This is a genomic window from Actinophytocola sp., from assembly GCF_036555685.1.
Classification (GTDB): domain Bacteria; phylum Actinomycetota; class Actinomycetes; order Mycobacteriales; family Pseudonocardiaceae; genus Actinophytocola.
Window position 1 is genome coordinate 32,997 of sequence record NZ_DATBKY010000093.1, and the last position, 20,744, is coordinate 53,740.

At 74.6% G+C, this 20,744-nt stretch carries 22 protein-coding genes; 11 read left to right on the forward strand and 11 right to left on the reverse strand.

Annotated features, from left to right (window positions below; genetic code table 11):
* Position 1 precedes the first annotated feature (1 nt).
* The 3 genes from VH969_RS09515 to VH969_RS09525 are packed head-to-tail and all read right to left on the reverse strand — an operon-like array spanning position 2 to position 2,680.
* Positions 2–1,297, reverse strand: coding sequence for an FAD-dependent oxidoreductase (locus tag VH969_RS09515; protein WP_331973295.1), 1,296 nt, complete (start codon positions 1,295–1,297; stop codon positions 2–4).
* Positions 1,287–1,544 carry a (2Fe-2S)-binding protein gene (locus VH969_RS09520; protein WP_331973296.1) on the reverse strand — a complete coding sequence of 86 codons (258 nt, stop codon included), beginning with the start codon at positions 1,542–1,544 and terminating at the stop codon, positions 1,287–1,289. The genes VH969_RS09515 and VH969_RS09520 overlap by 11 nt, the downstream gene beginning before the upstream one ends.
* On the reverse strand, positions 1,541–2,680 hold the full coding sequence (locus VH969_RS09525) for an NAD(P)/FAD-dependent oxidoreductase (RefSeq protein ID WP_331973297.1): 1,140 nt from the start codon (positions 2,678–2,680) through the stop codon (positions 1,541–1,543). The genes VH969_RS09520 and VH969_RS09525 overlap by 4 nt, the downstream gene beginning before the upstream one ends.
* A gap of 112 nt (positions 2,681–2,792) precedes the next feature.
* Here VH969_RS09525 and VH969_RS09530 point away from each other — a divergent pair, with 112 nt between their 5' ends.
* Complete coding sequence (locus VH969_RS09530) at positions 2,793–3,293, forward strand: cupin domain-containing protein (RefSeq protein ID WP_331973298.1); 501 nt, start codon at positions 2,793–2,795, stop codon at positions 3,291–3,293.
* A 149-nt stretch (positions 3,294–3,442) separates the two neighbouring features.
* Here VH969_RS09530 and VH969_RS09535 read toward each other — a convergent pair whose 3' ends face one another.
* On the reverse strand, positions 3,443–4,171 hold the full coding sequence (locus VH969_RS09535; RefSeq protein WP_331973299.1) for a hypothetical protein: 729 nt from the start codon (positions 4,169–4,171) through the stop codon (positions 3,443–3,445).
* Positions 4,172–4,436: 265 nt separating this feature from the next.
* On the opposite strand from VH969_RS09535, the gene VH969_RS09540 reads away from it, so the two are divergent.
* The 4 genes from VH969_RS09540 (at position 4,437) to VH969_RS09555 (ending at position 8,353) form a co-directional block, all read left to right on the forward strand.
* On the forward strand, positions 4,437–6,365 hold the full coding sequence (locus tag VH969_RS09540) for a hypothetical protein (RefSeq protein ID WP_331973300.1): 1,929 nt from the start codon (positions 4,437–4,439) through the stop codon (positions 6,363–6,365).
* Positions 6,366–6,502: 137 nt separating this feature from the next.
* Positions 6,503–6,793: an SHOCT domain-containing protein gene (locus VH969_RS09545; protein ID WP_331973301.1), complete on the forward strand. Its 291-nt coding sequence runs from the start codon at positions 6,503–6,505 to the stop codon at positions 6,791–6,793.
* Between the two features lie 164 nt (positions 6,794–6,957).
* Positions 6,958–8,010 carry a M23 family metallopeptidase gene (locus VH969_RS09550; protein ID WP_331973302.1) on the forward strand — a complete coding sequence of 351 codons (1,053 nt, stop codon included), beginning with the start codon at positions 6,958–6,960 and terminating at the stop codon, positions 8,008–8,010.
* A gap of 142 nt (positions 8,011–8,152) precedes the next feature.
* Entirely contained in the window at positions 8,153–8,353 is a 201-nt protein-coding gene (locus tag VH969_RS09555) for a hypothetical protein (protein ID WP_331973303.1), read from the forward strand.
* Between the two features lie 64 nt (positions 8,354–8,417).
* Here the strand turns inward: VH969_RS09555 and VH969_RS09560 are convergent, their stop codons facing one another.
* The gene (locus tag VH969_RS09560) at positions 8,418–8,783 is read right to left on the reverse strand and encodes a cupin domain-containing protein (RefSeq protein WP_331973304.1); all 366 of its coding nucleotides are present in this window, start codon (positions 8,781–8,783) and stop codon (positions 8,418–8,420) included.
* 12 nt (positions 8,784–8,795) lie between these two features.
* Positions 8,796–9,158, reverse strand: a complete 363-nt coding sequence (locus tag VH969_RS09565; RefSeq protein ID WP_331973305.1) for a nuclear transport factor 2 family protein — start codon at positions 9,156–9,158, stop codon at positions 8,796–8,798.
* Between the two features lie 138 nt (positions 9,159–9,296).
* Here VH969_RS09565 and VH969_RS09570 point away from each other — a divergent pair, with 138 nt between their 5' ends.
* Both VH969_RS09570 and VH969_RS09575 read left to right on the forward strand, forming a co-directional pair.
* A complete protein-coding gene (locus VH969_RS09570; protein WP_331973306.1) occupies positions 9,297–12,437 on the forward strand; it encodes an ATP-binding protein in 3,141 nt (1,046 codons plus the stop codon).
* Positions 12,421–12,825 (forward strand): SRPBCC family protein, encoded by a 405-nt coding sequence (locus VH969_RS09575; RefSeq protein WP_331973307.1) that lies wholly within the window; start codon positions 12,421–12,423, stop codon positions 12,823–12,825. Before VH969_RS09570 ends, VH969_RS09575 begins: the two co-directional genes overlap by 17 nt.
* Here VH969_RS09575 and VH969_RS09580 read toward each other — a convergent pair.
* Both VH969_RS09580 and VH969_RS09585 read right to left on the reverse strand, forming a co-directional pair.
* A complete protein-coding gene (locus VH969_RS09580) occupies positions 12,773–12,994 on the reverse strand; it encodes a hypothetical protein (RefSeq protein WP_331973308.1) in 222 nt (73 codons plus the stop codon). The genes VH969_RS09575 and VH969_RS09580 overlap by 53 nt on opposite strands.
* 3 nt (positions 12,995–12,997) lie before the next feature.
* On the reverse strand, positions 12,998–13,942 hold the full coding sequence (locus tag VH969_RS09585; RefSeq protein WP_331973309.1) for a helix-turn-helix transcriptional regulator: 945 nt from the start codon (positions 13,940–13,942) through the stop codon (positions 12,998–13,000).
* 64 nt (positions 13,943–14,006) lie between these two features.
* Between VH969_RS09585 and VH969_RS09590 the strand changes: the two genes are divergently transcribed.
* The 3 genes from VH969_RS09590 to VH969_RS09600 all read left to right on the forward strand — a co-directional run bounded on the left by VH969_RS09590 (position 14,007) and on the right by VH969_RS09600 (position 15,878).
* Positions 14,007–14,693, forward strand: coding sequence for an alpha/beta fold hydrolase (locus VH969_RS09590; RefSeq protein ID WP_331973310.1), 687 nt, complete (start codon positions 14,007–14,009; stop codon positions 14,691–14,693).
* Positions 14,694–14,697: 4 nt separating this feature from the next.
* Complete coding sequence (locus tag VH969_RS09595; protein ID WP_331973311.1) at positions 14,698–15,270, forward strand: GNAT family N-acetyltransferase; 573 nt, start codon at positions 14,698–14,700, stop codon at positions 15,268–15,270.
* Positions 15,271–15,368: 98 nt separating this feature from the next.
* Positions 15,369–15,878, forward strand: a complete 510-nt coding sequence (locus VH969_RS09600) for a DinB family protein (RefSeq protein ID WP_331973312.1) — start codon at positions 15,369–15,371, stop codon at positions 15,876–15,878.
* A 4-nt stretch (positions 15,879–15,882) separates the two neighbouring features.
* On the opposite strand, the gene VH969_RS09605 is transcribed toward VH969_RS09600, so the two are convergent.
* Positions 15,883–16,800: a polysaccharide deacetylase family protein gene (locus tag VH969_RS09605; RefSeq protein WP_331973313.1), complete on the reverse strand. Its 918-nt coding sequence runs from the start codon at positions 16,798–16,800 to the stop codon at positions 15,883–15,885.
* A 226-nt stretch (positions 16,801–17,026) separates the two neighbouring features.
* Here VH969_RS09605 and VH969_RS09610 point away from each other — a divergent pair, with 226 nt between their 5' ends.
* Positions 17,027–18,061: a tellurite resistance/C4-dicarboxylate transporter family protein gene (locus VH969_RS09610; protein WP_331973314.1), complete on the forward strand. Its 1,035-nt coding sequence runs from the start codon at positions 17,027–17,029 to the stop codon at positions 18,059–18,061.
* Between the two features lie 84 nt (positions 18,062–18,145).
* On the opposite strand, the gene VH969_RS09615 is transcribed toward VH969_RS09610, so the two are convergent.
* Both VH969_RS09615 and VH969_RS09620 read right to left on the reverse strand, forming a co-directional pair.
* Complete coding sequence (locus tag VH969_RS09615) at positions 18,146–18,928, reverse strand: GH25 family lysozyme (RefSeq protein WP_331973315.1); 783 nt, start codon at positions 18,926–18,928, stop codon at positions 18,146–18,148.
* Positions 18,929–19,011: 83 nt separating this feature from the next.
* The coding region (locus VH969_RS09620; protein WP_331973316.1) for a CHAT domain-containing protein at positions 19,012–20,744 on the reverse strand (1,733 nt) is incomplete at its 5' end.

Below are 20,744 nucleotides of genomic sequence, written 5' to 3' on the forward strand. Positions count from 1 at the left end.
GTCATGGCTCCTCCAGCTGTTGTTCGGCGAGGGCGGCGAGTGTGATCGGCTGGGCGATGGGCCGGGCGGCCAGGCCGCGCAGGCCGGCCGCGGTGAGCGGTCCGGTCAGGCACGCGGTCGCGTAGCCGCACACCCGGCCCTGGCACAGGCCCATGCCGGGCCGCACGAGCAGCTTCACGGCCCGCGGCTCGCTCGCGCCGAGTTCGCTGACCGCGCGCCGGACCTCACCGACCGGAACCTCTTCGCACCGGCACACCACGGTGTCGTCGTCGAGCCAGGTCTGCCAGCCGGGCCGGACGGGATACGTCCGGTGCATGGCGGCGGCGAACCGGCGGAGTGCGGCCCGGCGGCGCAGGAGCTTCCCGCCGGGTGCCCCGCCCGCCGCGTGCCGGCCGGCGATCTCACCCTCCACAAGGGACAGTTGCGCGCCGCCGACTCCGCAGACCTCCCCGGCGAGGTACACGCCGGCCACGGACGCGCGCTGCTCGTCGTCGGCCGTGGCCACGAGGCTGCCGTCGGCGTCGAGGTGGGTGTCGCAGCCGAGCTGCAGCGGGATCTCGAGCTGGGGCGTGAAGCCGTAGCCGACGGCAAGGGCGTCGCACTCGATGTCCCGTTCGGCGACGACCCGCCACGCCGCGTCGAGCTTCGCGACCGTGACCGCCTCGAGCCGGTCGCCGCCGTGCGCGGCGACGACGGTTTGCCCGGTGTGGACCCGAATCCGGTGCCGCCGCAGGGTCCGGACGTAGCCGGCGCCCTCGGCGAGCTTGGCCGGGTTGCGCAGCACGGCGGCCGGGTGGCGGGCGAAGCCGAGCGGCGAGCCGGCCTCGAACACGCCCGGCACCCGCGCGCCGGCGGCGGCGAGCGCGGTGGCGACCGGCAGCAGGAACGGGCCGGTGCCGGCGACGACGACCCGGTCGCCGACCACGACCCCGTGTCCCTTGAGGAGCGCCTGCGCGCCACCGGCGGTGTACACGCCGGGCAGGGTCCAGCCGGGGAAGGGCAGCTGCCGGTCGTACGCGCCGGTCGCGACGATCACGGTGGCCGACCGGATCTCGCCGGCGTTCGTGTGCGTCGTGAACCCGTCCGCGGTGCGCTCGACGTGCCAGATCGCATGGCCCGGGCGGAAGTCCACGGGCGGGGTGCGGGGGCCGGTGCCACCCGGGCGGTGGCGCCAGTACTGGCCGCCGGCCCGCGGCGCCGAGTCGACGAGCGTGACGCGCGCGCCGGCCCGGTGCGCGGCGGCCGCGGCGGCGAGCCCGGCGGGACCCGCGCCCAGCACCGCGATGTCAGCGCGCACGGCCGGTGCCCTCCTGCGGTTCGACCTCGTCGCCGCCGCGTACCTCGGTCAGGCAGGCCCGCTGGTTGGGCCGGCCGTTGACGACCACCAGGCAGTCGAAGCAGACGCCGATCCCGCAGAACACGCCGCGCGGTGCGCCCGCGTGCCGGGTCGTGCGCCACGCGGGGTACCCGGCCGCGATCAGCGCCGCCCCGACGCTCTGCCCCGCCTCGGCGCTGATCTCCTTGCCGGCGAACGAAAACCTCATGCCGCCGCCTCGAACCTGCCGGGCCGGAACGGCGTGAGGTCGAGGTCCGGCTTCACGCCCGTCAGCACCTGCGCGATGAGGTGTCCGGTCGCGGCGGCCAGTCCGATGCCGGCGCCCTCGTGGCCGCACGCGTGCACGAGTCCGGGCACCCGCGGGTCCGGGCCGATCACCGGCAGGTGGTCGGGGCAGTACGGCCGGAAGCCGAGGTAGCTGCGCAGCACGTTGACCTCGGCGAGGAACGGGAACAGCCCGACGGCCTGCGCGGCGAGCCTGCCCAGCACGGGCAGCGCCAGCGACCGGTCGAACCCCACGCGCTCGCGGCTGGCGCCGATCAGCACGGTGCCGGCACGGGTGCCCTCGACGACCACGGAGGTCTCGAGCCCGGCGTCGTCGCTCGCCACGTTGGCCACGTAGTCGGCGGTGTAGACCTTGTGCAGGATGAGCGGCGGCAGCGGCTCGGTCACGAGGATGAACCCGCGGCGCGGCAGCACCGGCACGGGCGCCGCGGCCATCGCGGCGACCTCGCCGCCCCAGGTGCCGGCGGCGTTGACCACCCACCGCGCGGCCATGTCGCCACGATCGGTCCGCACCCCGGCGACGGCGCCGCTCGTGTCCCGCCGGATGCCGAGGACGTCCGTTCCGGTGCGCACGCTCGCGCCCTTCGCGCGGGCGTGCCGCAGCAGCTCCGCGGCCGCGAGCATGGGCTGGACCTGCATGTCCTGCGGGTAGTAGGCGCCACCGGCGACGTCCGGGGTGAGCTCGGGCTCCAGCTCGGCGAGCCCGCTAGCCCCGACCCGGGTCACGTCGATCCCGCAGGCGCGCTGCCGCCCGATGAGCGTGTCCAGCCCGGCCGCGGCGTCCGGCGTCCGGGCGACGACGACCCCGCCCTTCGCGTGCAGCTCGATCCGGTCGCCGAGGCGCTCGCCCAGCTCGGTCCACAGCCCGACGGAGAGCAGCGCGAGGTCCAGCTCGGGGCCGGGCTCCTTGTCGGAGACGAGGATGTTGCCCTCCCCCGCGCTGGTCGTGCCGCCGGCCACCGCGCCCCGGTCGACCACGCCGACCCGCAGCCCGGCCTCGGCGCAGTAGTAGGCGCAGGCCGCACCGACCATCCCGGCACCGATCACCAGCACGTCCACACCGGTACAATGTCACATTGCACAGCTTCGCGTAAGCCGGCGCGCTCGACAGCGCTCGCGGAATCCGCCGGGACGGCTTGCCCGGCGTTGCGCGGTCTGTGAAGGTGCCCCGATGAGCGATGGCACGTACCACCTGTCCGCGCGCCAGACGGTCGTGGTCAGGAGATCCGGCGCCGACACCGATGGCGAGGTGCTCGAGGTGGAGGCGACCTGGACCGGCGGCGGGGACCTGCCGCCGACGCATCTCCATCCGTCCCAGGACGAGCACTTCGAGGTGACCGAGGGCGAGCTGCGCGTGCTTCTCGACGGCACGGAGCGGCGGGTGGCGGCCGGCGAGGTCCTGGACATCCCGCGCGGCACCGCGCACGCGATGACCGCGACCGACAAGGGTGCGCGCGCCGTGTGGCAGACCCGGCCCGCGCTGCGCACCGAGCAGTTCTTCGCCGCGATGGACGAGGCGCACCAGCGGGGCGGCTCGATCGCCGACCTCGTGCCCGTCGCCCGCGCGCACCGCGCCGAGGTCCGGTTCACCAGCCCGCCGCCGTGGCTGCAGGTGCCGCTGTTCGCCACCCTGGCCGTGCTGGGGAAACTGCGCCGCCGCCGGCGGGTGTGACGCGAACGTGCCTTCGTACGCCTGACACATCGGGAGGGCGGCTCCCCGACGGCCGCCCTCCCTGGCCTCGTCCGGCCCACCCCTGCACTCACCCTGTCGCGCGCCCGCGCACCAGCTCCGTCCGCCGACCGACTCTCGGGCGGGACGAGCTACTCGAACGACGGAACGCACCTGCCGACCGGTGGCGGCGGGCGCCTGACCGTCACCTCTCCGCGGACCCTCTTGGCCAGCAGGCACTCCTTGCCGGCCTGGATCGCGAGCGCGAGGTCGGCGCCCCGGACCTCGACGAAGGGGCGCGGGTCTTGCGGGTCGAGGCTCGAGTGGTCGTCGACCAGTTCCGCCGGCTCGAGCAGGTACGCGCCGTACAACCTGTTCCGCACCTGATCCTCGGACAGCGAGCCTGGCAGCCCGCGTAGCAACGACTTCAGCGCCTTCTCGTACTCGGCCTTCTCCGCCCACGCGGGCGCGGGCGAGTACGTGATCGCGTGCGCGTCGGCCGGGCAGTCGACCTCCGCCGGCGCCCCGATGATGCCGTAGTAGCTGAAGTCCATGCCGTAGCACACAGTGACCGGCTCGGTTGCGTTCCACCCCGAGTCGGTCCCCGGCTTGTGGATGCGGATCACCAGGCGTGCCAAGCGATCGCCGGTCTCCGCGGCATCGAAGTCGGTCGCCTCCAGCAGCGTGAACCCCTCGCTCTGCCCCAACGGCGTAGCCAGCGCCGCCCGCGCGAACCCCTCCGCCGAGTACTGCCGGGGATAGCTGATCGCGTTGGCCAGTGTCTCGGCCTGGCGGTCCGTCTCGTCGGTCCCCTCCCGGGCACATCCCGCCAGCAACGACCCGGCGACCAGTAGGACCGCAACCCGCCCCCAGCGCGACATGCCCGCACACTGCCCGACCGGTCGCTCGGGCGCGAGGCCGGTTACCCGTTCGTCACTCACCTGTGCCGTGCGAAAGCGGAAACTTCCGCCCGAACTTCGCTTGTTGGCGGCAAAAGCACGCCCATAGCATCGCGCCAGGTGAGACGCCATTCACCCGCCGTTCGGCGGACCGGAGGGCGCCCTGGGGGCCGGCGACCAGTCCCGCCACATCCCGATCCACCCCGTACCGGGCGCGAGTGCGCCTGAGCAGGAAACGGAGCGCCACATGACCGTCGACCGCAGAGGAATGGCGGAGGACGTCGTCAACCGGGCCTGGCTCGAGAACTTCGTCAGCGAGATGCTGGCGGAGCCGCCGGCTCCGCAGACCCCCGCCGCCGTCGCCGACGAGCCCGGGGAACCCCGCCGCCGGCGTCGCCCGCGGCGGCGGAACTACCAGCCGCGCCACTCCCCCGCCGCGCGGGCCGCCGACACCCCGCGGACCGGTCACCCGCTCGGCGTCACCGGCAAGGTGCTGCTCGGCGCGGCGATCACCGGTGTCGGCATGGGGCTCGCACCCGGGGTGTCGGTCGCCGAGCCCGCGCAGGCCCCGCCGGACTCCCGCCCCGCCCCGGTCACCGACGTGCGGTCCATGACAGACCGGGAGCTGGGCCAGGAGCTCGGCCGGGTCAGCGGCAAGGACTCCCTGCGCACCCGGGAGGTCGTCGCCGAGATGAAGCTGCGCGGTACGCAGTTCCTCGAGGCGGCGCCCCCGTCGCAGGGCATCGGCATCTCCGGGGGGATCCCGGTCCGGCCCGGCGTGTCGATCACCGGCACGCTCGCCTACGACCCCGACAACGGCAGCATCATCACCAGCCTCGGCGCGCGGGCCGGCAAGCCGATCGCGCCGCAGTTCACCGGCATCACGCCCAAGCCGGACGGGCTCAACGCCGAGGCCAACGCGAACGTCAAGCTCGGCCCGAACGCCGAGCTCTCCAACAAGTTCTCGCTCAACGTCTCGCCCGAGGGAGCGGTGTCCGGCAGCTACAAGGCCAAGGGCACGGTCACGACACCCGACGGGCGCAGCTACGAGATGGACGTGACCGTCGAGCGCCAGGCGGACGGCACGTGGAACATCAAGACGCCGGACGGTGTCACGGTCGGCACGCAGCTGCCCGGCGGCTCCGTCGACGTCAAGCTCCCGACCGACCCCAACGCCGCCCCATCGCAGCCGGAGATCAAGGGCAAGGCGCCGGAGACCGGGTACAAGCCGCTGTCCCCGTCGTTCGACGCGAGCGCCGCGGTCAGCGTCGACAAGGAGTTCAAGCGGACGCCGCCGCCGCCCACCCCGGAGGAGGTCGACCGCGCGAAGGCCGACTTCGCCAAGTCGCAGGCCGAAGGGCGCCAGCAGATCGCCCAGTGGATGGCACAGAACCGGCCGGAGGCCGTGCAGCGCCAGGCGCAGGAGACGATCCAGGACCGGATCAACGCGATCGAGGCCCAGCGGCAGCAGTCGCTGCCCGACCGCGACCGCGACGGCATCCCGGACGAGTCGGACGCCACCCCGAACGAGAACAACACCGACCCGACGAGCACCGACGTCGGCGACGGGCCCGAGGGCAACCCCGGCTACACCAGCGACCAGGTCGAAAACCCGCAGCTGTCGAGCCCGCCGCAGGGCACGGATCCCAACGGGGACCTCGACCACGACGGCCTGCCGAACAACCAGGACGCGACCTGGAACGAGAACAACACCGACCCGACGAGCACCGATGTCGGCGACGGACCCGAGGGCAACCCCGGCTACACCAGCTCGACCGAGTCCGGCTACTCCGACTCGGGCTTCGGCAACAACGCCAGCACCGACACGGGCAGCACCGGCAGCACCGACCTCAGCAGCTCCAACGCGGGCACCGCCGACTCCGGCAGCATCAGCGGCGACCTGACCAGCGGCACCGGCAGCGCCGACACCGGCTCGCCGGCCACCTCCGATTCCGGATTCGGTGACAACTCCGGCGGCGTCGAGTCCGGCGGCAGCGTCGACGCCGGCTCCGGATCCAGTGACGCCGGCGGCAGCGTCGACTCCGGTAGCGGCTACTCCGACTCCGGGTTCGGCGACTCCGGTGGTGGGTTCGACTCCAGTGGTGGGTTCGACTCCGGCGGCGGCTTCGACTCCGGTGGCGGCTTCGACTCGGGTGGCGGCGACGCCGGCTTCTGACGCCCTGTGTCCTTCCTCGCCCGGCGGCGACGAGCGCTCCGCACCTCGCCGAATCACCTGCGCCGGATGATGCGGGCACCAGCGGTCGCGAGCAGCGTCGCTCGCGGGGGCAGGGGACGCACGGAAGGAAGCAGGCGATGCGCGGACTACTGGGCGCGCGACGGCGACGACCGAACCTCTTGGGCGCGGCCGCCCGGACGGCGGTGATAGCCGGCACCGCGTCGGCGGTCACCGGCGCCGTCCGGCGGCGGCGCAGCCACAACCACGCCGAGCAGACCATGCCGGCACCGGGAATCACCGACGATCAGCTCGGCCGGCTGGAGCGCCTCGCCGCGCTGCGCAAGGCGGACGCGTTGTCCGACGAGGAGTTCAAGGCGGAGAAGGCAGAGATCCTCGGCCACCCGGAGGGCACCGAACCACCTACGTGAGACAGCGCACAAAGGCCCTCGACCAGGCGAACCACCGGGATCGAGGGGCCTTTGTGCTGCCTCGGGCCGCCGACCGTGAACCGCGGGGACGCCGACTCCGTAGTTATTCGTGACGTCGGGCCCGTGCTCGCCGGGGCTGCCCCGAGGAATCCGTGGAGTTGTCTATGCCTGCGCGTCGCGGATCGACGCGAATCATTTTCGCGATCGCGATCTTGCTCGGCGCCCTGGTGGTCGCGCCGCCGGCTGCCACCGCGCAGCCCTCCCTCGACGACCAGATCGCGAAGGCCGACGCCGAGCTGCGGGCCGCGCAGGTGAAGCTGGGCAAGACGTTCGGCAGGTTCACGGCCGCGGAGAAGCGGCACAAGAGTGCAGTCGCCGCCGTCAAGGCCGCGCGCGTCAAGGAGCGGCGCGCGCGCACCGAGTCGGCCGCCGCGGCGCGGCTCGAGGAGAACACCAGAGGGCGGTTCGACCAGTTCACCGACGCGAACTACCGCGGCGGCAACACCGTCACGTCGGTGACCGCGCTGCTCACGTCGGACAGCCCGGACGACATGCTGAAGCGGGCCTCGATGCTGAACGTGCTCGGCGGCGAGTACGCCGAGGTCGTCGACAAGATGAGTACCGCCGCCGCGCGGAAGGCCAAGGCCTCGGGCGACGCCCGCCAGGCGGTTGCCGACGCCGCGAGCAACCGCGACAAGGCCGCCAAGGCGGAGACCGACGCCAAGCGCGCGTACACCGCCGCGCTCGCCGCGCAGAAGGCGGCCAAGTCCGAGACCGACCAGCTCGCCCAGCGGAAGGCGGGCCTGCTCGGCCAGTCGGTGACGGTCGGCGACGGCGCCGTCGTGAAGCCCACGGTCGGCACGCTCACCTCCGGCTTCGGCCCGCGCGACGGCACCATCCACTACGGCCAGGACATCGCGAACGCCATCGGCACGCCGATCCTCGCGGCCATGGCCGGCGAGGTGATCGACGCCGGGCCGGCGAGCGGTTTCGGCCAGTGGGTGCGGGTGCAACATTCCGGCGGGCTGATCACCGTCTACGGACACGTGGCCACGTTCACGGTGACGGTCGGCCAGATCGTCGCCGCGGGCCAGCAGATCGCGACCATGGGCAACGAGGGTCAGTCCACCGGGCCACACCTGCACTTCGAGGTGCACCAGGACGGCACCGCGATCGATCCGCTGCCGTGGCTGCGCAGCAACGGCGTCGACATCTGAGCCGCAAGCTCGTGGCGCGGCTCATAGCGCCGTGCGTGTCAGATGACATGTTGCGGCTGGTGGCGGGACCGCATCCTGGGCATTCGATGTTCGTGCGAGGCGGTGGTGGGGCACCGTCTCGTTCGCTTCCGAGGGGGACGTCATGGCCATCGCAGTCATCGGAGTGCTCGCCCTGGTCGTATTCGCCGCGGGTTTCTGGCTGGGTCGGCGGCCCAGGCTGGACGCCGAGGTTCGGCGGGAGCTGAACTACATCCGGGCCACCGCACGCAGGTGCGACCACGGTGCGTTGAACCCCTACCCGCACGCCAACTTCATCGGCGACGTGGGGACCAGCGCGTTCTGAGAGCTGCCCAGGGTGAGGCGGGCCGGCGACGCGGCGCATGGCGGGCCGCGCCGCCCGGCCTCGGCTACCGCTTGGCGTAGTTGCTCGCGCCCCACCAGTCGACGACGACGACCTCCTCGTCGCCCACGACCCAGGCGTCGTGACCGGCGGGGAGGCTCGTCACCTGGCCGGGCGTGGCGTCGAACTCGAGGCCGTCGACCGTGCGGATCCGCAGCGTGCCGGCCACGTGGTACTGGAAGTGCGGCGCCTCGCACAGCTCGGTGCCGGCGATCGGCTTGACGTGCTCGGACCATCGCCAGCCCGGCCGCAGCACGAGCCGGCCGATCTCGCTGCCGCCCACGCGGACGAGCTCGAGCCGGCCGCGGTCGAACTCGCGGACCTCGTCGGGCGAGGCGAAGTCACGCTGTTCCATGGTGGTCATGCCGGTCATCGCGGGGCTCCTTCACTCGTCCCAGGCCTGGACGCCGGACTGGCGGACGATCCGCCCGCCGGCGAGGTCCAGCACGGCCGAGCAGAGCACCCGGGTGCCGTCGGCGTAGCGGCAGGCTTCCAGGTACGCCACGCCGTCCGGCTGCGCGACGACCCGCTCGAGCTCGTGGGTCATGTCGCGGCCGTTGACGTCGGTCAGGTACTCCGCGATGGCCTGCCGGCCGCGCAGCACGCGCGGGCCGCTCGGCGGGCTCGTCCGGTCGACGATCCGGATCTCCGCGTCGTCGGCGTACATGGACAGCAGCGCGTTCGTGTCGCGCTCCTCGATGCCGCGGCGGAACCGCTCGACGGCGAACGTGGTCTCGGTGGTACTCATGATCTTTCCCTCCTTCTCGGGTGTCACGAGAGTCCGCGGGGCCCGTCAATGCAGCGTCAATCACGGGGTGGACGGCAGGGTCACCGTCCGTGCGCGGGATTGCCCGCCGGACCGTCCCGCGCGGACACTGAAGCGGCCATGTTGCGGATCCGGCTGTTCGGCGAGCTGTCCGCCGACCTCGACGGCGCGCCGCTGCGCCTGCCGGCGAGCCGGAAGGCGTGCGCGCTGCTCGCGTGGCTGGCCCTGCACCCGGGCGGGCACGGGCGGTCGCGGCTGGCCGCCACGTTCTGGCCGGACGTTCCCGACTCGAGCGCCCGGGCGAGCCTGCGCAGCGCGATCTGGGCGCTGCGCGCCGCGCTCGACGACGCCGCCGAGCACCTGATCGCCACCCGCGACGCCGTGGAGCTGCGCGGGGCGACCGTCGACGTGCACGAGTTCGACGCGCTGCTGGCGGCCGGCCGCTACGACCGGGCCGAGCGGCTGGGCCGTGCCGAGCTGCTGCATCACTTCGACGCCGAGTGGGTGTTCGACCTGCGCGAGGAGTACGACGCGCGGCGCGCCGAGGTCCTGGCCGGGCTCGCCGGACGAGCCGAGGCGGACGGCGAGCTCGCGGCCGCGGCCGAGTGGGCCCGCCGGTGGGCGGCGTTGCGGCCGCTAGACGAGACCGCGGCACGCGCGGTGCTCCGGCTCCTGCTCGCCACCGGCGAGCGGGCCGCCGCGGTCGCGAGCTACCGCCGCCTGGCCGCGCGCTTGCGAGCCGAGTTGGCGATCGACCCGGCACCGGAGACGACGTCGCTCGTGGCGCCGCAGCTCGAACCCGCCGCGCACGCCGAACCGCCGGCTGCCGAGCCGGACCCGGGCGCGCCCGGCCTCGTCGGCCGCGATCGGGAGCTCGCCGGGCTGATCGCGGCCTGGCGGCGGGCCAAGGCCGGCGCCGGCCGGGCGGTCGCGGTGTCCGGCGACGGCGGCATCGGGAAGTCCCGGCTCGCCGAGGAACTGTGCGACCGGGCCACGAGGGACGGCGCGCTCGTCGAGGTCGGCGTGGCCCCGGGCTTCGGCCCGTCCGTCCCCTTCGGACCGTGGACGGAGCTGGTCGCCGCTCTCGCCGAGCGGGTCGGACCGCTGCCCCGGGACGCGGCGTGGCCGGCCGAGCTCGCCCGGGTCGTGCGGTCCGTGGCCGCGCCCGGCGCCCGCCCGGCGGGTGAGCCGGACTTCGACCGCGTGCGGTTCTACGAGGCCGTCGTCGAGCTGGTCGCCCGGGCCGCCCGCGCACACCCCGTCCTCCTGGTCGTCGAGGACCTGCAGCTCGTCGACACGTCCAGCGTCGAGCTGACCGCCCACGTCGGCCGCCGGCTGGCCCGGCTGCCGGTGCTGCTCGTGCTCACCCGGCGCCGGCTGCCGCCCCGCCCGGACGTCGACGGGATGCTCGGGGCGCTGCGGGCGCGCGGCGCGCTCACCGCGGACCTCGAGCTCGCTCCCCTGCCGCCGAACGCCGTGCGCCGGCTCGTCGCGGACCTGCCCGAGCCGCGCCTCGCCCAGGTCGTCGCGGTCGCGGGCGGCAACCCGCTGATCGCGCTGGAGACCGCCCGCGCGGCCGACCCGGTGACCGGCCTGCGGGGCGCCACCCGGGCCGCGACCAGCCGGCTGCACGGCCCGGCCCGGCTGTTCGTCGAGCTCCTCGCCGCGGCGGGCCGCGATCTCGACCGGGCCGAGGTGGCCGCGCTGCCCCTCGCCGGCGACCCGGCCCGGGCGGTGACCGAGGCCCTCGGTTCGGGCCTGCTCCGCCAGCGTGGCGAGGCGACCGGGTTCCGGCACGCGTTGCTGTCCGATGCGGTGTACCGCGACCTCGCCGGACCGCTGCGCGCCCGGCTGCACGGCGAGCTCGCCGACACGTTCCGCCGCCGGCCCGGCCGCCGGCTCGCCGCCGAGATCGCCCGGCACCTGCGCCTCGCGGGTCGCGACGACCTGGCCGTCACCCACCTGCTGACCGCGGCCGCGGACGCTCGCGCCATGGCCGCGCTGGCCGAGGCGGCCGGGTTCCTGACCGAGGTCACCCAGCTCGACCCGGACGACGCCGACCCGGTCCTGGAGCTGGCCGAGGTGCAGGCGTGGCGCGGGCTGGCCGCGGAGTCCGACGCGGCGTTCGAGGAGGCGCTGACCCGGATCCGCCGCGCGGACACGGGCGCGCTGGCGGGTGCCTGGCTGCGGCGAGGCAGGTGGCTGCGCGGCGGCATCTGCCACCCGCGCGAGTCCCGCCGCTCCTACCGCGCGGCGCTCGACGTGCTGGAGATCGACGCCCCGGACCCGCTCGCGCGGGCGGAGGCGCTCGCCGGGATGGCCTGGGCGGAGGCGATCTCCGGGGACCCCGCCGCCGTCGACCCGCTGCTGGCGGAGGTCCGCACCATCGCCGAGGACGGCGGCGACCTGCTCGCTCACGACGTCGGCATCGCCCGGGGCCACGCGCTGCTCCGCGCCGGCCGGTTCACCGACAGCTACGCGCCGCTCGACGCCGCGGCCGCCGCCGCCAACCGGTCCGGCCGGCCCGACATGGCCTACAGCTGCCTCGCCAGCGCCGCGGGCGCGGCCGCCTGCGCCGGTGAGTTCGAGACCTCGCTCGACTTCGTCGAGCGATGCCTGCCGCTCGTCGTGCCCACCGGCCTGCTGCGGCTCGGCGTGTACACGCACTCCGCGCGGGCCACCGTGCTGCGCCGGCTCGGCCGCCACGACGAGGCGGCCGCCGCCTGCGACCAGGCGGCGGCGCTGGCCGACCGCCTCGGGCTGGCGGAGCTGGAGGCGCTGGTGCGGTACGACCGCGGGATGCTCGCGCACGGCACGGGCGACTGGGACACCGCCGCCCGCGAGCTCGGCGCCGCCGTCGAGGCGCGGGCACCGGTCAGCCTGCCGCTGGCCCGGATCTTCCGCGCCGACGCGCTCGCCCGCGCCGGCCGGCCGGACGACGCCGACGCGGAGCTGCGGGCGACCGCGCTCGAGCCGGTCACGGCCGCCGACTTCCCGCAGACGCTCGTCGCCCGGATGAGCGCGGTCCAGGCCCGGATCGCGGCGGACCGCGGCGACGCCGAGCTGGCCGACACCCGCTACGCCGAGGCCGAGCAGGCGTGGCGCCGGTGCGCCGAGCGGGCCGCCGACCCGGGCGCCGGCTACGTCGCCGCGCTCATCGACCTCGGCCGCCCGCCGATCAGCATGTTCGTCGAACCGGAGCGGGAGCTGGCCGCGGTGACCGCCGAGCGCGGGAGCAGGACTCATGCCGAGCTTCGATGACCGCGTGCGCAGCGCGGCGCCGCCCGAGGACGTCTGGAAGCTGCTCTACGACCCGTCCCGGTTCCCGGACTGGTGGGCCGGCGTCGGCACCGTCGAGCGGTCCGATGTGGACGCCGGCGCGTACACGATGTACCCGGCGGGCTACCCGGACTTCCCGATGCCGCAACAGCTTCGCAGCGACCGGGCCGGTGGCAGCGTGGCGGTTTCGTGCCTGGTGTCGGACCTGACGTTCGAGTGGCGGCTGCACCCGCTCGACGGCGGCCGGGCGACCGAGATCGCCGTGCACGTGGAGATCCCCGAGTCCGACGCGCACCGGCTCGCCGGTCAGCGCGAGCTCATCCACCGCTCGCTGCGCGCGCTTGCCGAGCTTGCGGGCAGCAGAGGTTGAGCGTGACCAGGCCGTGCATCGTCGCCCATCTCGTCGCGGCCTCGTCGCGGCCATCGGCCGACGCCGCCCCGGCCAACGCGCAGACGTCCTCGATCAGGTTCGCGCGCGGCTCCGGCGAGAGGTCCAGCGAGGCCGGGTACTGCTCGAACAGGAACGCGTGCATGCCCATCGGTCAACCCTCGTCCAGGGCGGCGGCGAAGCGGGCGGCGACTGTCGCGACCGCGGAGCGCAGTGCCTCGCCGCCCGCTACGTGGAAGGCGATCGGCACGGTCGCCAGCCACTCTTGTGCGTACATCGCCGGGTTGCTCGTGCTCCCCACGAGAACACACCGCTCCCCCAACGGTTCCAGGCGTCCCATCGGGGGGCGGATCCACGGGGCCACCCGATCCACCGGCGCGTCGAACACCACCCGCGTCGGGTACTCCCAGCCGGTGCCCAGGTTCTCCTCCACCGCCGCCACCGGGTCCAGGCCGCGGGGTGGCTCGAACTCGTGGACGGTCTGCTCGACGGCGCGGACGCGGTCGACGCGATACGTCCGGATCGCGTCCGCTCGGTGCGAGTGGCACAGCAGGTACCAACGCCCGTGCCGGACGACCACCGCCCACGGGTCCACTTCGGCCGCCCACTCGTTGCCCGGCTCGCTGCGGTACGTGACCCGCACGCGGCGGCGCGCCGCGATGGCCGCCACGAGCGCGCTCGTGGTCGCGGGGTCGGGGCGCGCGGAGTGTTGGTCGGGCGCTGACAACGCGTGCTCGCGCAGCGCCGCCGCCTGCCGGCCGACGCTGTCCGGCAGCGCGCGGATGACCTTGTCGAGCGCGACGCCCACCAGGTCGGCCGGCGGGCCGTCGAGCACCGCCATGACCAGGCCCAGCGCCTCGGGCTCGGTGAACACCACCGGCGGCAGCCGTGTCCCGCGCCCGAGCCGGTAGCCGCCGTACGGGCCCCGCGTCGTCTCGACCGGGATGCCCGCCTCGCGCAGGATCGCCACGTACCGGCGCGCGGCCCGCTCCGTGACGCCCAGCCCCGCGCCCAGCTCGGATGCCGTCACGCCGGGACGGGTCCGCAGGATCTCCATGGCACGCAGCGCGCGGGCGGTGGGGCTGAGATCGTCCGGCATGCCGGCAGATTAGGCGAGCAGAGCCGGAAGTAGAACGTCCGGTACCGGCTCTAGCGTGACCGCCATGGACATCCTCCTCATCGCCGGGCTGTGGCTCGACGGATCCGCGTGGGACGAGGTCGTGCCCGCGCTCCGGGATCTGGGCCACCGCCCCGTGCCGGTGACCCTCCCCGGGCAGGGCGACGGATCGCCGGCCGCCACAATCGACGACCAGCTGAACGCGGTGGTCGCCGCCGTCGACGCGGCGCCCGGGAACGTCGTGGTCGTGGGGCACTCGGCCGCCTGCTCCCTGGCCTGGCTGGCCGCCGACCGGCGACCGGACAAGGTGTCGAAGGTAGCCCTCGTCGGCGGCTTCCCGCCCGGCGACGGCGACCGGTACGCCGGCTTCTTCGAGGTCGAGGACGGCGTCGTGCCGTTCCCCGGGTGGGCCAGGTTCGAGGGACCCGACTCCGCCGACCTCGACGAGGACGCCCGGCGCGGCATCGAGGCCGCCGCCATTCCCGTCCCCGAGGCGGTGGCCAGGGGCGCCGTCCGGTTGACCGACGCGCGCCGCCACGACATCCCCGTCGTGCTCGTGTGTCCGGAGTTCACCCCGGCCCAGGCCCGCGAGTGGATCGACGCCGGGGAGATCCCGGAGCTCGCCACGGCCAAGCACGTGGAGCTCGTCGACATCGACTCGGGCCACTGGCCGATGTTCACCAAGCCGGCCGAGCTCGCCCGGCTCCTCGCCGCGGCAGCGCGGGGAGAGTGATCGGATGTCGTTCACGGTCAAGCCGCTCGACGCGTCCACTTGGGACGCTTTCGCCGAGCTCGTCGAGCGCAACAACGGGATCTTCGGCGGCTGCTGGTGCATCGGCTTCCACACCGAGCGCGGGCCGCGGGACGGCAGGTCTCGCGAGCGCAAGGAGGAGCTCGTCAAGACCGACCGCGCCCACGCCGCCCTCGTCCTCGACGAGGACGGCGTCGCGCAGGGGTGGTGCCAGTACGGCAGCCCGGCGGAGCTCGCGAACATCAAGCACCGCCGCGTGTACGAGAAGGACGCGCCGCCGCGTCCCGACTGGCGGATCACCTGCTTCTGGGTCGACACGAAGCACCGCGGCCAGGGCATCGCGCGGGCGGCGCTGGAGGGCGCGCTGGACCAGATCGCCCGGGCCGGTGGCGGGCTCGTCGAGGCGATCCCCGAGGTGACCGAGGGCCGTGCGGCGCAGGGCCGGTTCCTGTTCAGCGCGACCGTCGAGCTGTTCGAGGACTACGGGTTCACCCGCGGCCGGCAGGTCGGCAAGCACGCCTTCGTCGTGAGCAAGGTGGTCGAGCCGGTCAGACCTTGAGCAGCGGGCTCGGCGCGCGCGTCGCCCACATGGCGCGGCCTGCCCCGCGGCGTGCACACGTCCGCGCACACGCGGCCCGCGATGACACGATGCGAGCCATGACCATGGACCGACCGACGCCGCCGATGCTCGCCGACGAACGCCAGACCCTCGAGGGATGGCTGGACTTCTACCGGGCCACGCTGGCCACGAAATGCGCCGGCCTCGACGACGAGCAGCTGCGCACGGCCGCCGCACCACCGTCTCCGCTGACCCTGCTCGGGCTCGTCCAGCACATGGCCGAGGTCGAGCGGAACTGGTTCCGCCGCGTTCTCGCGGACGAGGACGCGCCCGCCATCTACCCCGACCGCAACGCGACTCCCGGCCACGACGGCGGGTTCGGCCTGTCCGCCGGCAGCACGTTCGCGGCGGCCGAGGCGACCTGGCGGCAGGAGATCGAGCACGCACGGGCGAACTGCGCGGGCCGGGCACTGGACGACACCGGCTCCTTCGCCGCCGGCGAGGTCACGCTGCGCTGGATCTTCACCCACATGGTCGGCGAGTACGCCCGCCACTGCGGCCACGCCGACCTCATCCGCGAGCGCCTGGACGGCGTCACCGGCGTGTAGCCGGTCAGGCGGGCAGGTCGAACTCGTAGCCCTGGTCGACGAGCCACGGCAGGACCTTCTCCAGCGCGGTCATGGTCTGCTGCCGGTCGCCGCCCGCGTCGTGCAGCAGGACCACGTCGTGGTCGCCGGCCTGCTGCACCGAGTCGACGATGGCGGCCACGCCCGGCTTGGTCCAGTCCTCGGTGTCGATCGACCACGCCAGCGGCTGCATGCCGAGCCGGGCGGCGATCCGCTGCACGGAGTCCGGGTCCGGGTCGCCGGGACGGGAGAACGCGCCGGCCGGCGCGCGGAAGTAGCGCACGTCCGCATCGGGTGCCGCGTCGATGATCGCGTCGCGGCAGTCCTTGATCTCCGCCTTCCGGTCGGCGGCCGGCCGGGCGGGCAGCTTCTCGTCGTGGTGCATCGTGTGGTCGCACAGGGCGTGCCCGGCGCCGGCGATCCGGCGGACCAGGTCGGGGTGCTCCCGCGCGTTCTCGCCCACGACGCAGAACGTGGCCTGCACGTCGTACTGGTCCAGGAGGTCCAGCACCCGCGGGGTCCACGTGGGATCGGGCCCGTCGTCGAAGGTGAGCGCGATGTGCTTGCCGGCCTGGTGTTCGGTGCTGCCCACGACCACGTCCGGGCTCGGCTCACCGGGAGCCGGCTCCCGCTGCTCGCCGGGCTCGCCGGGCCGGGCCGGGCGGTCGCCGTCACCATGGCCAGGGCCGTCGTCGGCGGGCGCGCGGTCCCCGGCCGGGTCGGGCTCGTCCGCACCGGTACGCGGTGGTGCGGCAGGCACCCCGGACGTGGCCGCGACCGGCGCCTCGGCCGGCACCCACGCCGTGTCGCCGGGCAGCGGCAAGCCGGAGATCATCACCCCGCCGCACGCGCTCAACGCGGCCGTAGCGACGACGAATCCCGCCATGGTCTTCCAGGTCTTCACCGCGAACCTCCCCACTGGACGCCTTGCACAGGGACAGACGTGATCAAGCCGGTTCGGTTGGGAGCTCGCGGGCCGAATGAGCAGTACGTCACCGGCGGGCAACCTCGCGGGACGCCACACGTCCATACAGACAAAGGAATACGGGGGTCCACTCCGGATTGATGAGTCCATTGTGGAGCAGAACCGGCCTCGCCCCGGGCGTGGGATGTGGCCTAGCTTCACGGGTGTGACACGTACGCCGGCGGCAGTCCGCGACCTCAGCCCGGGCGTGTTCGCGTTCGTCATGGCGACCGGCATCGTGTCGGTCGCCTTCCACGACGTGCGCGTGCCGTCCGTTTCGTACGTCCTGCTCTGGATCGGCGTGGCCGGGTACGTCGCGTTGCTGGTCGCGACCGGCTGGCGGCTGCTGCGGTTCCGGGACCGCCTGGTCGCCGACCTGGTCGGGCCGTACGGGTTCGCCTTCCTGACCGTCGTCGCGGCGTCCGACGTGCTCGCGAACCGGCTGGCGCTGGACAGCGCGCGCTGGGCGGCCGCCGTCCTGCTCGCGATCGGCGTGCTCGGCTGGCTCGGACTGGGCTACGGCGTGCCGATCGGCATGATCGCCGGCGTTCGCGGGGAGACGAGCTTCGAGCAGGTCAACGGGACGTGGTTCCTGTGGGTCGTCGCGACGCAGTCGGTGACCGTCGCCGTCACGACACTCGAGCCGGGCGGCCCGGCCGGGGCCATGGCGGTGTTCGCCGCGGTGTGCTGGGCGGTCGGGCTCGTGCTGTACCTGCTGGTGGCCGCGCTGGTGCTGACGCGGCTGCTGGTCCGGTCGGTCGGCCCGGCGCAGCTGATCCCCGCGTACTGGATCTTCATGGGTGCCGGGGCGATCACCGTGCTCGCGGGCGCCCAGCTGACGCGGCTGCCGGGCGCCACCCGGTTCGTGCCGCACGTCGCGATCGTGGCGGTGTCGGTCGTGGTGTGGTCGTTCTGCACCTGGCTGATCCCCCTGCTGCTCGCGCTGAGCGTGTGGCGGCACGCGCTGCACCGGGTGTCGCTGCGGTACGAGAGCGGCCTGTGGAGCATGGTCTTCCCGGTCGGCATGTACGGCGTGGCCACCCACCACCTCGGGGTGGCCACCGGTACCGGCTGGCTGACCGACCTGGGCGCCGGCGAGGCGTGGGTGGCGCTGGCGGTGTGGGCGGCGGTGTTCGCGGCCATGCTGATCGCCGCCGCCCGGCACGCCCGCCGGCTCAGCAGACCCCCCGGGCCGCGGTGACCGGCCCCGCCCCGCCCGACGATCGCGGGACAGCGGACGCCCTCCACGTGCTGGAGTACCGCCGCTGCCCCGTGATCGTTCCGGTCAACGCAGGCGCAGCACCTGGCCGGGGAAGATGAGGTTCGGGTTCTCGATGTCGTTCAGCCGGACGAGCGCCGCGACCGTGGTGCCGTGCGCGGCCGCGATCGTCGAGAGCGTGTCGCCCTTCTTCACGACGTACTTGTCCGGTCCCGGGCCGGGCGCCGGGCCGCCGTTGCCGAGCAGCAGGCTCGCGAGCCGGTGCGAGCCGACGGTCGCGTCGCGGTCGACGTGCCCGGGGATGCCCGGCACCTTGCCCTCGCTGGTGTGCTGGTGCAGCGCCAGCTTCGGGTGTTCGAAGCCCGGCTTGCCCGGGTTGCCGTTGAACCGCGCGATCCACAGCCGCACGTCGCCGTCGGCCCATCTGTCGGGCTTCAGGACGTTGCGGTACCAGTCGAGGTTGGCGTAGACGAGTACCTTCCGCTGCCCGGTCGCGGCGCGCAGCCGGTCGATGAACTCGTCGACGAAGGCGTTCGCGGTGCCGCGCAGCTCGGCCGCCTCCATGTCCAGCATCGGGGCCAGCGAGCCGGCGCCGGTCATGCCCCGGGCCCGCAGCTGGGTGGCGAAGTGCCGGACCTGTCCGGCGACGTCGCCCGCGCGGGCGAAGTGGTAGCCGCCGACCCGGATGCCGGCGGCACGCGCCCGGTTGGCGTGCCCCGCGGCGGCGTTGTCGACGAAGCCCGCCGACTCGGTGAGCTTGATGCTCGCGTAGGTGATGTTGTTGCCTCGTACGGCTTTCCAGTCGTCCACCCGGTTGTGGTGACTCACGTCGATGCCGAAGTCCGTCATGGTGTCTCTCCTGTCCGTGTCCCTGTTCATGTCGGTGTGGACAGACAACGGAGACGCGGGCCCGCGCTTTGATACGCCGGGTCTCAACCGCCGATGCAGACGAACCCGGCCGACGCGGCCAGCGCGCGCGGGCCCTGGTCGCGCAGGCCGTGCTGGGCCGCGGCGAGGGCGGCCGCCGCGGTGGCGCCGCCGGCGAGCTCGTGGTGGAACGCGGTCATCAGCGGCGCGGTCTCGGCGTCCGGGATCGGCACGACCGAGGCGACGAGCGAGGCCGTGCCCTTGGCCATGAACGTGGCGCTCAGGCCGAGCAGCTCGTCGCCGGTGCACACGAGCGACCGGCCGCTGTCGCAGGACGCGAGCACGACCGTGTGCGGGACGCGGGGTTGCAGCTCGACGTCGTAGACGACGAGCGGGCCGTCGTGCAGCCGCAGGCTGGCGAACAGCGGGTTGTCCGGGGCGAGGCGGCCGTGCGCGGCCAGGTGCACGACCTGCGCCGAACGCAGCACGCCGAGCACCGCGTCGACGGTGGCCGCACCGTCCACGACGGGTGTGCCGCCGTGGATGGCGGCCACGGCCACGGCCTCCGCCCGCGCACCGGTCAGCCCCGGGCCGGCGACGGCGATCGCCGGGCCCGGCCCGTTCGGCCGCATGGCGGCCGCGTGCCACAGCGTGGCGGACGGCGACACCACGACCGGGCGGCCGGTGCAGTTGGGCAGGACCGACCACGGCAGGTTGTGCAGCGGGCCGGTGGGGACGACGACGAGGGGCAGGCCCTCGAGGTCGACCGGCCCGAGGAGGACGGCGTCGAGCCGTTCGGCGGCGTCGTCGAGCAGGCCGATCGCGGCGGTTCGCGAAGCCGGGGAGGTGTCCCGGCGCACGATCCGGTGCAGCGCGACGAGCACGCGGTCGATCAGGTCGGCGACCCGGTCGACCGGACCGAGCTCGTGCCGCCGCAGCCGCCCGCCGACCAGGCTGAGCGCGTGCAGGCTGCCGTCGAGCTGGACGAACTCGAGCAGCGCGCGCTCGCCGAGAGCCGCGCGCAGGCGTGGCACCGAGACCGGCCGGCCCGGGCCGGCCTCGCCGCCGCCGCGCTGCAGCCGGTCCTGGTGGCGGATGCGCCGTTCGAGCGCGACCTGCCGGTGGACGAGCCGCTGGTCGCCGGTGCGCTCGAGGTCCCGGGCGAGCGCCCGCAGCTCGGCGAGCAGGCCGGCGAGGGCCGGATCGTCCGGCGGCCGGACCGGTCGGCCCGGTAGCCGGCTCGCACGGCCACGTTCGGCCCACTCGAAGACCTGGCCGGGCCGGCCGTCGCGCAGGGCGGCGCGCAGGCCCAGCTCGGTCAGGTCGGCCCGATGGACGGCCGAGTACACGCGCAGGTCGGCCGCGCCGAGCGAGGTGGCGTGCTCGTCCAGGACGCGCAGGCCGGCGCGGATCGCCGACGCCGCGCCGTGCCGGTCGCCCGCACGCTCGCGGACGAGCGCCTCGGCGTACCACGCACGCGCCCGCAGCGCGGCGGGGCCGCGCCGGCGCCCGGTCGCCGCCTGCCGCAGCAGCTCATCGGCTCCGGGACGCCGCCCGAGCAGCGTGGCCACGGCCAGCCGCGCCTCCAGCGCCGCGGCCGGCCAGCCCGCCCTCGTCAGCGCGGCGACCAGGCCCCGCGGGTCGCGCACCGGCACCCGCACGCCGGCCGCCTGCCCCGCGCGCAGGGCGATGAGCTGGGCGAACGCCGCCCACTCCGGACGCTGCTGGCGGGTGAACCCGCGCCGGGCGCGGCGCGCCTGCGCCAGCGCGGTCGGCCAGTCCCGGGCGAGGAACGCGG